This window comes from Serratia sp. JUb9, from assembly GCF_014298095.1.
Classification (GTDB): Bacteria; Pseudomonadota; Gammaproteobacteria; order Enterobacterales; family Enterobacteriaceae; genus Serratia_B; species Serratia_B rhizosphaerae.
The window spans coordinates 2774644-2786033 of the sequence record NZ_CP060416.1 but is presented as its reverse complement, the minus strand read 5'-3'; the positions used below and the strand labels follow the sequence as shown (position 1 = coordinate 2786033).

Sequence of the window (11390 nt, the reverse complement as noted above, 5' to 3'; positions counted from 1 at the left end):
GATGGCCAACTTGCCGGACAAAGATAAACTGGCGCGTAATTTTTCACGCTGCCTGAATTGGGAAGAGAAATACCTATATGTGATCGAGCTGGGCGGCCGTCTGCCGCCGCTGGCGGAGGAGGCGCACAGCCCGGAGAACCTGATTTCGGGCTGCCAGAGCCAGGTGTGGATCCTGATGCGAAAAAACGCGCAGGGCCAGGTCGAGTTCAGCGGCGACAGCGACGCCGCGATTGTCAAAGGGCTGCTGACCGTGGTGTTTATTGTCTATCGTGACCTGACGCCGCAGCAGATCGCCCTGCTGGACGTCCGTCCTTTCTTTGCCGATCTGGCGCTCAGCCAGCATCTGACGCCGTCGCGTTCACAGGGGCTGGAGGCGATGATCCGCGCCATCCGGCAAAAAGCCGCGCAGCTGTAATCATTTTCCCGCCCGTCATACCGGCTCATTGATTATGTCAATGAGCCTTTACAAAACGCCGTCGAGCGATGCCGCTAACGCCAAATCAATGTTTTTTCAACCGCTTAGTTGTTGACGTTACCTTGACAATTCCTGCAGGAAGCTAGTTTATAACACTTTGATTTTTAGGCGAGTTATTGCCTTTACACCCAACGTTGCTAGTATTAAACAGGTTATTGTCTGATTTACCCGTGAACAGGCGACAGCTAGCCTTGTGGCCGAACCGTACTGAAAATAGGGAAGAGCATGAAACGTGCGTTGACTTTAATGGGCGTACTATTCGCCTCCGTGTTGGCCGGCAGTCAGGCCGCTAATGCGACCGAATATCCATTGCCGCCGGCGAACAGCCGTCTGATCGGCGAGAATACCACCTACACCGTACCGGATGCCGGCCTTTCGCTGGAGGCGATTGCCGCCAAATACCAGATTGGCCTGCTGGGCATGCTGGAGGCCAACCCCGGCACCGATCCTTACCTGCCGAAGCCGGGCAAAGTGCTGACCATTCCGACGCAGATGCTGCTGCCGGATACCAAGCGCGAGGGCATTGTGGTCAATCTGGCGGAGCTGCGTCTGTATTATTACCCGAAAGGCGAAGACAAGGTGATCGTCTACCCGATCGGCATCGGTCAGACCGGGATGCACACGCCGCTGAAAGTTACCTCGGTCAGCCAGAAGATCCCTAACCCGACCTGGACGCCGACCGCCAATATCCGCAAACGTTATGCGGCGAAAGGCGAGACGCTGCCGGCGGTGGTGCCGGCCGGCCCGAATAACCCGATGGGGCTGTTCGCCATGCGCCTGTCGATGGGGCATGGGGAGTATCTGATTCACGGCACCAACGCCAACTTCGGCATCGGCATGCGCGTCAGCTCCGGCTGTATCCGCCTGCGCCCTGACGATATCGAAGCGCTGTTCAACAGCGTGCCGAAGGGCACCCGCGTGCAGATTATCAACGAGCCGGTGAAGGTATCGGTTGAGCCGGACGGCAAACGCTATGCGGAAGTGCATCAGCCGCTGTCGAAAGTTGAAAGCGACGATCCGCAGACCATGCCGATTTCGCTCTCTAAGTCGCAGCAGAAGTTTGCCGATAGCGCAGAAACGGATAAGTCGGTGTTTGACAGCGCCATAACGCGCCGCTCCGGCATGCCGGTGCTGGTCAGCGTCGGGCAGAACCCTGCAGACGTCCCTCTGCCGTCGGTACAGCTGTTTGGCGGCAGTAAGCAGGCCGAGACACAGGCAGCGCCGATCAGCCAGGCACAGTAGCGCACAGCGCGCGTAAGCGGTATCAAGCTCAGCCAGGCGCTGGGCTTTTTTTATGGCGTCGTGGGGTAGGTTCAGAAAGGGCGGTTTGACACGGCGGACAGACATAAAAAAACGGCGCACAGGGTGCGCCGTTTTTAATTACCGAAACTCTCTTACTTTTTGTAAGAATGAGCTTGGTTGTCCAGACGCTGGTTAGCACGTGCTGCGTCGTCTTTAGCTGCTTGAACGTCGGAACGGATAGAGTTCACGTCGTTGCTCAGTTGATCAACTTTAGCGTTCAGAGTCTGAACGTCAGAAGACAGTTGATCGATTTTAGCGTTGCTAGAGCAACCAGCCAGCAGAGTAGAACCCAGGATTACAGCGCCCAGTACCAGTTTAGTACGATTCATTATAACACCCTCTAGATTGAGTTAATCTCCATGTAGCGTTACAAGTATTACACAAACTTTTTTCGAAAGAGAATAAATTTTTTGCGTTGGAGGGCTTTATTTTGATCGTTCGCTCAAACTTGCATCTTGTTTTACGCAATAGTTAAAAAAGTGAAGCAAAACAGCCGGATTCCATCAGACTGCTCCTATTCATTATTCACTTAATAATAGCGAGCCTGCTATTGCGTTTTCGGAAATATCGTTTACCCGAGCAAAAAAAACGCCGCAAAGCGGCGTTTTGTCGATCAGATTTTTGTCACTTTTTAAATTACAGCACGTGAACGGAGGCGGTATTGGTGGTGCCGCTTGGCACCAGCGCGCCGGAAACCATCACCACGATATCGCCTTTCTGCGCCAGGCCGCTGGCCAGCGCCGCTTCCTTACCAATGCGGTAGAAGTCGTCGGTAGAGGCGATTTCTTTGACCATCTGCGGGATGACGCCTTTGCTCAGCGCCAGCTGGTGGCAGGTGACTTCATTGGTGGTCAGCGCCAGGATGTTGGCGTCCGGGAAGTACTTGCGCACGGATTTGGCTGACTTGCCGCCGCTGGTGGCGACCACGATCAGCGGTGCGGCCAGTTTCTCGGCGGTTTCCACCGCGCCGCGGCACACTGCTTCGGTGATGCGCAGTTTGCGGGTGTCGTTCAGGCTGTCGATGCGGCTAGGCATCACTTTATCGGTGCGCTCGCAGATGGTCGCCATGATGCTGACCGCTTCCAGCGGGTATTTGCCCTTGGCGCTCTCGCCGGACAGCATAACGGCGTCGGTGCCGTCCAGAATGGCGTTGGCGACGTCGCCGGCTTCCGCACGGGTAGGGCGCGGGTTCTTGATCATCGAGTCAAGCATCTGGGTGGCGGTGATCACCACTTTGCGTGCGCGATTACATTTTTCAATCATCATCTTCTGGGCGAAGATCACTTCTTCCACCGGGATTTCCACGCCCAGATCGCCGCGGGCGACCATGATGCCGTCAGAGGCTTCGAGGATTTCGTCGAAGTTGTTCAGGCCTTCCTGGTTTTCGATCTTGGAGATGATCTGGATCTGCTCGCCGCCATGGGCTTTCAGGTGCTCACGGATTTCCAGCACGTCAGAACGCTTACGGATAAAGGAAGCGGCCACGAAGTCCACGCCTTGTTCGCAGCCGAAGATCAGGTCGCGCTTGTCTTTTTCCGCCAGCGCCGGCAGTTGGATGGAGACGCCCGGCAGGTTAACGCCTTTGTTTTCACCCAGGTCGCCGTTGTTCAGCACCTTGCACACGACTTCGCTTTCACTGATATCGGTCACTTCCATGCCGATCAGGCCGTCGTCAACCAGCACGGTGTTGCCGATTTTCAGATCGTCGGCGAAGCCAGGGTAGGTTACGGCGACGCGTTCGTTGTTGCCGATAACGCTTTGATCGGTGGTGAAGGTGAAGGTCTGGCCGGCGACCAGCGCCGCGTCTTTACCGCCTTCCAGCTTCATGGTACGGATTTCCGGGCCTTTGGTGTCCAGCAGGATGCCGGCGGTGGTGCCGGTTTTGGCCATGACCGCACGCATGTTTTTGATGCGGTTGCCGTGCTCTTCATAGTCGCCGTGCGAGAAATTCAGGCGCATTACGTTCATGCCGGCGTTCAGCAGTTGGGTCAGCATCTCTTCCGATTCGGTTTTTGGACCGATGGTGCAAACAATTTTGGTCTTTTTCATGACGATTTTTTCTACAAGTTGTGATGGATTATAAAACGAATAAAACCGACGGCCAGACCGCCGGTATGGAATTTGAGTCGAACCTGATAGGGCAAATCATAGTTAAGAATAGGTGACCGTGGTTGAAATGGGGCGGAAAAATTCAGCCCGCGCCGGCGTGCGGGGATACGGCGAAAACGATTGGAAAATAGGATTGTTGTTATTGCGTTTTCACAGATCAAGGGCTGAAACCATTCAACTGAAAGACGCGCGCATTATAAGGCCATCAGGGTGGGAAACAAAACAAAAAACCGATGGCTGGCGCAGGTTTAGTCAAAAAGAGAGCAAATGTGGCGCAAATATGCGTCCGTGCGGCGAGTTTGTTGCGCAAATTACTGCAGTGTAAATAAAACGTCGCAGCCGTTAACGTCAGGCGCTGATTTCCAGCAGCGTACCGGCGCTCAGGCAGAAGCAGCCGCTGGGCACCTGCGCCGGAACAGCCACGCTTTCGCCGGCCTGCAGCAGGAGAATATCGCTGCCGACGGTAAATTCAAAGTCGCCGTCGATCACCCGGATGTGCACGGCGTCAGCACGCTTTTTCAGTTGGCCGAAGGCGCCGGCTTCAAAGCGGACTTCCGCGGCGACGCGGCCGTCGCTCAATTGTCCCTCACGGCGGGACTGGCCGTTATCGGGCGTGGTAAACGCCGATGCGGCAATAAATTTCAACATAGCACCCTCTTGGTCAATCAGGCCGCCGATGATAGCCGATCGGTACGGTGGAGCCAAAGTTTTTGCGCCGTCGGCCAAGGCGCGTTGACTCTTGACGCAATTTTCATCTGTCAGGGCTGGCGGTAGCGGATCGCCTCAACCAGTGCGGAAAACGCCGGAGAAGCATTGCGCCGGTTGGGGTAATACAGGTGGAAACCGGCGAAGTAGGGGCTCCAGTCGGCCAGCACCTCAACCAGCCGCCCGTCGTCCAGGTAAGGCTGCACCATAAAATCGGGGAGATAGGCCAGCCCGATGCCGTCCAACGCGGCGTTGAGAATATGGATATTGCTGTTGGCGGTCATCTGGCCCTTAACCCGCACGGTTAATGGCTGGCCGTCTTTTTCAAACTCCCAGGCATAGAGGCTTCCACCCGGCGAGTGACGGATATTGATGCAGTTGTGGGCCGTCAGATCGCGTGGGTGCAGCGGCGTCGGGCTAGCGGCAAAGTAGGATGGCGCGCCGACTACCGATAGCCGCCAGTCCGGGCCGAGCCGCACGGCGATCATGTCCTGGCTGATCGCCTCGCCCAGCCGGATCCCGGCGTCAAAGCGCTGCTCGACGATATTGGTAAAGCCGTAATCAATGCAGATTTCAACGTTGATATCCGGGTATTTGGCAAGAAATGCCGGCAGCGCGGGGCGTAAGATCTGTTCCGCCGCATCGTCAGAGCAGGTGATGCGGATGGTGCCGGCGGGCTTATCCCGCAGTTCGCCGATTTTATCTATTTCCGCCGTTATCTGCTCGAACAGCGGGCCGGTGGAGGTCATCAGCCGCTCGCCGGCCTCGGTGGGGGCCACGTTACGGGTGGTGCGCGTTAATAAACGTACGCCTAACCGTTCTTCAAGGTTACGGATGGTATGGCTTAATGCCGAAGGGCTGACGCCCAGCTGTTTCGCCGCCCGGGTAAAACTTTGCGCTTTAGCCACCGCAAGAAAAGCGAGGATGTCATTCATGGCTGCCGATCCTGATTATTGAACTGGTATATCAATGGTGTCCGGCGGTTGCCGGCGGAAACCCGTTGCCGCTGCAAATTGATGAGATTTTTTCACAAGTACATACAGATTACGCCCTCTAATCATAACACTGCCGGCGTATTAGGATCTGCCTATCGTTAGAAAACAGGAATAATGCATGCCGTCAGTTCATACCGTTTCAACATCGCGTATCGCCAGCCCGCATCCCGCCTGGGGCGCCGTATTTTCTATGGCGCTGGGCGTGGTGGTGCTTATCGCCTCCGAATTTATGCCGGTCAGTCTGCTGACGCCGATTGCGCGGGATCTCGTCATCAGTCAGGGCCAGGCGGGGCAGGCCATCTCCGTATCCGGCCTGTTTGCGGTACTGACCAGCCTGCTGAATACTCCGCTGACCGGCCGCTTCGATCGGAAAAAAGTGCTGATCGGCTTCACCTTGCTGCTGACTTTTTCCGGACTGATCGTGACCTTCGCCGCCAATGGCGTGATGTTTATGACCGGCCGCGCTCTGCTGGGGGTTGCCATCGGCGGCTTCTGGTCAATGTCCACGGCGACCGTGATGCGTCTGGTACCCGTGCATGCGGTAGCCAGGGGGCTGGCGCTGATTAACGGCGGCAATGCGCTGGCGGCGACCATTGCCGCGCCGCTGGGCAGTTTTTTAGGGCAGTATATCGGCTGGCGCGGGGCGTTTTTTATCGTCGTGCCGCTGGCGATCGTTGCCTTTGTCTGGCAGTGGCGAGCGATCCCGCATTTGCCCGCTGCGTCGCGGCAGCAGGGTTCGGCCAATCCGTTTCGCCTGTTGCGTTACCCGCAGGTGGCGCTGGGAATGACCGGCATTATGCTGTTCTTTATGGGGCAGTTTGCGGTCTTTACCTATTTGCGGCCATTTTTGGAAGAGGTGACGCAGATTTCCGTCAATCAGCTTTCTCTGACGCTGCTGGCGTTGGGGGCCTTCGGCCTGCTGGGCACCTGGATGATTGGTTATCTGCTGCAGCGCCGTCTGTTCGCCTGGCTGGTGGCGATCCCGTTAGCCATGGCGCTGATTGCCGGCCTGCTGATTGAAACCGGTGCGTCTTTTATGTTTGTCGGGCCGCTGTTGGCGCTCTGGGGACTGGTGGCGACGCCGGCACCGGTGGCCTGGGGACTGTGGTTGAGCAAAGCGTTGCCCGATGATGCCGAGACGGGCGGCGGCCTGATGGTGGCGGTGATCCAGGGGGCGATTACTCTGGGCGCAGGTGTGGGCGGCGTGTTGTTTGACGCGCTCGGCTGGTGGAGCCCTTTGGCGTTTGGTCTGTTGCTGCTGCTGGGGTCGGCGCTGTTTGCCTGGTTTGCCATGATCAACAGCGTCAGGATCAATATGGCGGCGGTGGAACATTAATGGGAGTGTGACGGTGTTTAGGAGGGATAAACCGAGAGGGCGGCGTGTGGTATATCCGAACTGGCACCATACGACCAAAAGAGAGTGGCTATTTAAAAGCTATTTATGCAGGGAAGGATATTACGGATTGCGATGAAATGGTGCGTCCGAGTGGACTCGAACCACCGACCCCCACCATGTCAAGGTGGTGCTCTAACCAACTGAGCTACGGACGCACTGAGCTGCTGCAGTAATTTGGTGCGTCCGAGTGGACTCGAACCACCGACCCCCACCATGTCAAGGTGGTGCTCTAACCAACTGAGCTACGGACGCACTGAACTGCTGTAGGAATTTGGTGCGTCCGAGTGGACTCGAACCACCGACCCCCACCATGTCAAGGTGGTGCTCTAACCAACTGAGCTACGGACGCATCATTTTCCTGTCTGTCATGGCTGACAGCGGGGACGAATATTAACGAGCAACCTGCCTGCTGGCAAGGGGAAAAACGTAATTTTATCCGCTATTTCGCGCGACTGCTGCGCTTATGCGCAGTGAGGCGGTTTTTTCCGCAAATTCAGCGTGGGAAGTCGCCGGCCCGCGGGGAGCCGGCGGAAAAATCAGCGGGTGGAACGCTGCAAAATCAGCGCGGCGGGCTGACGCTGCAGCCAGCGCATGCGCAGCACCATCATGATGGCGGCGAAGGTCAGGCCGATAATAAAGCCGATCCAGAAGCCGCTCGGCCCCATCGCCGGCACGATGTAGTCGGTCAGCGCCAGCAGATAGCCGCTCGGCAGCCCCAGCACCCAGTAAGCGATAAAGGTGATGAAGAAGATCGAACGCGTATCTTTGTAACCGCGCAGTACGCCGCTGCCGATCACCTGAATGGAGTCTGAAATCTGGTAGACAGCGGCCAGCAGCATCAGGTGCGAAGCCATGGCGACCACCGCCGGCGTGTCGTTATACAGCAGCGCGATCGGCTCGCGCAGCAGGGCGGTAAACAGCGCGGTGCCGCAGGCCATGGCAATACCGACGCCAATGGCGCTGTAGGCTGCGACGCGCGCGCCGTCGACGTTGCTTTCCCCCAGCCGGTGGCCGACGCGGATGGTGGAACCGACGCCGAGCGACAGCGGCAGCACGAACATCAGTGAGCTGAAGTTCAGGGCTATCTGGTGGCCGGCGACGGCGACGATGCCGAGCGGCGACACCAGCAGCGCCACCACGGCGAACAGCGTCACTTCAAAGAACAGCGCCAGGGCGACCGGCAGGCCGATGCCGACCAGACGTCGCTGCGTGGCCCAGTCGACCGGCGGCCAGGCGCGCTCTGGTTTGATGTCGCGCTGCGACGGCGCGCGGCGCACGTACCAGCGCATCAGCAGGAACATCACCCAATAGACGCTGCCGGTAGCAACGCCGCAGCCGACGCCACCCAGTTCCGGCATGCCGAATTTGCCGTAAATGAAAATATAGTTAATGGGAATATTCACCAGCAGACCAATAAAGCCGATCACCATCCCCGGTTTGGTTTTGGATAATCCTTCACACTGGTTACGCATTACCTGGAAGAATAAATAGCCCGGCGCGCCCCACATAATGGCGTGCAGGTAGCCGACGGCTTTTTCCGCCAGTTGCGGATCGACATTGTGCATCATGTCGATCATATATTTGCTGTTATACAGCACGGCGATAATCAGCAACGAAACACCGCTCGCCAGCCAGAAGCCCTGACTGATTTGATGCGCGATGCGGTCGCGGCGGCCGGAGCCGTTAAGCTGGGCGATAACCGGCGTTAACGCCAATAGCAGGCCGTGGCCGAACAGGATAGCCGGTAGCCAGATGGATGTGCCGACTGCAACTGCAGCCATGTCCGTGGCGCTGTATGCACCCGCCATAATGGTATCCACCACGCCCATCGCCGTCTGGGCGATTTGCGCGATAATGACCGGAATAGCGAGGGCTAATAAACTACGCGCTTCAATAAGGTACTTCTGCACGCATTACACCTTTTTGAGTATTAAGCAATGAAAGAACGGCTGTCACGAATGGACAGCAATTTAATCGCGGAATGATAACCAGCGTAGTGTAACCGTTCGGACTTATTTAAGCCACTGGCGTTGTTTAATGCAGGATAGCCGGCGGCGATGGGAAAACGGGTTTATTTCGTGCGCAGACAACGAATTTTTACCGCTGCGGATTTGGTTTTCTCCGCCATCTGGGGCACACTGCCTACCAGCGCTGTATATCTATTTTCAGAAAGAGGCACCCATGTTTACCGGTATCGTACAAGGCATTGCGCCGCTGGTTGCAGTAGAAGAAAAACCCAATTTCCGTACCCACGTGATTGAAATGCCCGATGAGCTGCTGCCCGGTCTGGAACTGGGCGCTTCGGTGGCGCATAACGGCTGCTGCCTGACCGTTACGGCGGTGGAGGGCAACCGCGTCAGTTTTGATCTGATTAAAGAGACCCTGCGGCTGACCAACCTGGGCAGTCTGACGGTCGGCGACAAGGTCAATGTGGAAAGGGCGGCGAAATTTAACGATGAAATCGGCGGCCATCTGATGTCCGGCCATATTATCTGCACTGCGGAAATCGCCAAGATATTCACCTCGGAAAACAACCGTCAGGTCTGGCTGCGTATGCCGAATGCCGATCTGATGAAGTATGTGCTGCATAAGGGGTTTGTCGGTATTGACGGCATCAGCCTGACCATCGGCGAAGTGGTGAACAACCGTTTCTGCGTGCATCTGATCCCGGAAACGCTGGAGCGCACGACGCTGGGTAAAAAACGTCTGGGCGACAAGGTCAATATTGAAATCGATCCGCAAACGCAGGCGGTAGTGGATACCGTCGAGCGCGTATTGGCCAGCCGTGAAGCGGCGACGGCGCAGATTGCGGATCCGACGCCGAAACCCTGAACGGGCACGATCTGTTTGAAGGCAAAAAAGAGGAGCTAAACGTGAAGTTTTATCGGAAAACATTGATGTTGGCGGCGCTGATGACGCTGGCTGCCTGTAGCAGTACGTCAGAGAACGGCGCCTCTGCGTCGTCGGTCGATGCGGATGACACCTGCGGCGCGTCGCAGTATCAAAACTACGTGGGCAAGCCGCTCTCTTCACTGGATGGCGTGCAGATCGACGCCCGTCAGGTGCGCACCATTCCTTATAATTCTGCGGTCACCATGGACTTCAACCTGACCCGCCTGAACTTCCTCGGCGATCGGGACGATAAAATCACACGCGTTTACTGCGGCTGATCGTGGCCAGATAATAAAAACCCCGGGACTGAATGCCGGGGTTTTTTATTGCGAACGCATGAAACTCAACGCGGTACGCGTATGCCGCCTTCAACGCCTTTCGGGCTGAACAGCACCTGCCACAGCTGAATATCGCGCGAACGGAAGGCGCCGGCGCAGGCGTTGAGGTAGTAGCTGAACATCCGCTCGAAACGCTCGGAATAGCGCTCGGCCAGCTGCGGCCACGCCTGTTTAAAGCGTTCATACCAGGCCATCAGGGTGCGATCGTAGTCGGCGCCGAAATTATGCCAGTCTTCCATCACGAAATGGCCTTCGCTGGTCTGGGCAATATGCGCCACCGAGGGCAGGCAGCCGTTCGGGAAGATATATTTATTAATCCACGGATCGACATTCATATCGGTTCTGTTTGAACCGATGGTGTGCAGCAGGAATAAACCGTCGGGTTTTAAATTGCGCTCCACCACGTCGAAATAGGTGCGGTAGTTTTTCGGCCCGACGTGTTCAAACATGCCGACCGAGACGATGCGGTCAAACTGCTGATGCAGATCGCGGTAATCCTGCAGTTGAATATCGACGTCCAGCCCGGCGCAGCGCGCTTGCGCCAGCTTCTGCTGTTCTGCGGAGATGGTCACGCCCACCACCGAGACGCCGTAATTTTTTGCCGCAAACGCTGACAGTCCGCCCCAGCCGCAACCGATATCCAGCAGGCGCATGCCCGGCTGTAATTGCAGCTTGTCGCAGATCATACGCAATTTATTTTCCTGCGCCTGTTCCAGCGTTTCGGCGCTTTTCCAGTAGCCGCAGGAATATTGCATATAGGGATCCAGCATCAGGGTAAATAAGTCATTACCGAGATCGTAATGCTCTTTCCCCACGATCCACGCGCGCTTCTTCGACTGCAGATTGGTTAAACGCGCGGCGGCAATGCGCAGCGTATCTTTAAAATGGTGGGGGAGTTTTCTTTCCAGGCCGGCGGCCAGCACGCGATGAAAAAAACAGTCCAGCCGCTCGCACTCCCACCAGCCGTCCATATAACTTTCACCCAGCCCGAGAGAGCCTTCCTGCAGCACGCGTTTAAAAAATTCGGGGTTCTTTACCTGAATATCGAAAGGTCGGGTGCCGTTTATTTCTATATCGGCCATGCTGAGCATTTCATGGGCGATACGATACCATTGGTTGTCCTGGATGCTCAGATCTTCTAAACACGATGAACTCATTAGTTTCTCCATCACCTTTCT

The 11390-nt window shown here is 56.5% G+C and carries 12 protein-coding genes and 3 tRNA genes; 6 read left to right on the top strand and 9 right to left on the bottom strand.

Features of this window, described 5'->3' with window-relative positions; all coding sequences use genetic code 11:
• Window position 1: 1 nt before the first annotated feature.
• Window positions 2–415 carry a cysteine desulfuration protein SufE gene (gene sufE, locus HF675_RS13205; protein WP_105230977.1) on the top strand — a complete coding sequence of 138 codons (414 nt, stop codon included), beginning with the start codon at window positions 2–4 and terminating at the stop codon, window positions 413–415.
• A 285-nt stretch (window positions 416–700) separates the two neighbouring features.
• Entirely contained in the window at window positions 701–1717 is a 1017-nt protein-coding gene (locus tag HF675_RS13200) for a L,D-transpeptidase family protein (protein WP_105230978.1), read from the top strand.
• A gap of 152 nt (window positions 1718–1869) precedes the next feature.
• On the opposite strand, the gene HF675_RS13195 is transcribed toward HF675_RS13200, so the two are convergent.
• Together HF675_RS13195 and pykF are read right to left on the bottom strand one after the other, a co-directional pair.
• Window positions 1870–2106: a major outer membrane lipoprotein gene (locus HF675_RS13195; RefSeq protein ID WP_015672157.1), complete on the bottom strand. Its 237-nt coding sequence runs from the start codon at window positions 2104–2106 to the stop codon at window positions 1870–1872.
• Between the two features lie 307 nt (window positions 2107–2413).
• Window positions 2414–3826 carry a pyruvate kinase PykF gene (gene pykF, locus HF675_RS13190; protein ID WP_105230979.1) on the bottom strand — a complete coding sequence of 471 codons (1413 nt, stop codon included), beginning with the start codon at window positions 3824–3826 and terminating at the stop codon, window positions 2414–2416.
• Window positions 3827–3938: 112 nt separating this feature from the next.
• Here pykF and HF675_RS13185 point away from each other — a divergent pair, with 112 nt between their 5' ends.
• Entirely contained in the window at window positions 3939–4211 is a 273-nt protein-coding gene (locus HF675_RS13185; protein ID WP_187043163.1) for a hypothetical protein, read from the top strand.
• A 23-nt stretch (window positions 4212–4234) separates the two neighbouring features.
• Here HF675_RS13185 and HF675_RS13180 read toward each other — a convergent pair whose 3' ends face one another.
• Both HF675_RS13180 and HF675_RS13175 read right to left on the bottom strand, forming a co-directional pair.
• Window positions 4235–4534, bottom strand: coding sequence for a cupin (locus HF675_RS13180; protein WP_105233313.1), 300 nt, complete (start codon window positions 4532–4534; stop codon window positions 4235–4237).
• Window positions 4535–4644: 110 nt separating this feature from the next.
• On the bottom strand, window positions 4645–5526 hold the full coding sequence (locus HF675_RS13175) for a LysR family transcriptional regulator (RefSeq protein ID WP_187043162.1): 882 nt from the start codon (window positions 5524–5526) through the stop codon (window positions 4645–4647).
• A 178-nt stretch (window positions 5527–5704) separates the two neighbouring features.
• On the opposite strand from HF675_RS13175, the gene HF675_RS13170 reads away from it, so the two are divergent.
• Window positions 5705–6922: an MFS transporter gene (locus tag HF675_RS13170; protein ID WP_222618788.1), complete on the top strand. Its 1218-nt coding sequence runs from the start codon at window positions 5705–5707 to the stop codon at window positions 6920–6922.
• A gap of 138 nt (window positions 6923–7060) precedes the next feature.
• Here HF675_RS13170 and HF675_RS13165 read toward each other — a convergent pair.
• The 4 genes from HF675_RS13165 to HF675_RS13150 all read right to left on the bottom strand — a co-directional run bounded on the left by HF675_RS13165 (window position 7061) and on the right by HF675_RS13150 (window position 8892).
• Window positions 7061–7137: transfer RNA gene (locus tag HF675_RS13165), tRNA-Val, on the bottom strand.
• Window positions 7138–7157: 20 nt separating this feature from the next.
• Window positions 7158–7234 (bottom strand) — tRNA-Val (locus HF675_RS13160).
• A gap of 20 nt (window positions 7235–7254) precedes the next feature.
• Window positions 7255–7331 (bottom strand) — tRNA-Val (locus HF675_RS13155).
• A gap of 187 nt (window positions 7332–7518) precedes the next feature.
• On the bottom strand, window positions 7519–8892 hold the full coding sequence (locus tag HF675_RS13150; protein ID WP_105230981.1) for an MATE family efflux transporter: 1374 nt from the start codon (window positions 8890–8892) through the stop codon (window positions 7519–7521).
• Between the two features lie 271 nt (window positions 8893–9163).
• On the opposite strand from HF675_RS13150, the gene HF675_RS13145 reads away from it, so the two are divergent.
• Together HF675_RS13145 and HF675_RS13140 are read left to right on the top strand one after the other, a co-directional pair.
• On the top strand, window positions 9164–9814 hold the full coding sequence (locus tag HF675_RS13145; RefSeq protein ID WP_105230982.1) for a riboflavin synthase subunit alpha: 651 nt from the start codon (window positions 9164–9166) through the stop codon (window positions 9812–9814).
• A gap of 41 nt (window positions 9815–9855) precedes the next feature.
• Window positions 9856–10152: an I78 family peptidase inhibitor gene (locus HF675_RS13140; protein WP_172606282.1), complete on the top strand. Its 297-nt coding sequence runs from the start codon at window positions 9856–9858 to the stop codon at window positions 10150–10152.
• Between the two features lie 65 nt (window positions 10153–10217).
• On the opposite strand, the gene cfa is transcribed toward HF675_RS13140, so the two are convergent.
• On the bottom strand, window positions 10218–11369 hold the full coding sequence (gene cfa / locus HF675_RS13135) for a cyclopropane fatty acyl phospholipid synthase (protein WP_105230984.1): 1152 nt from the start codon (window positions 11367–11369) through the stop codon (window positions 10218–10220).
• Window positions 11370–11390 lie beyond the last annotated feature (21 nt).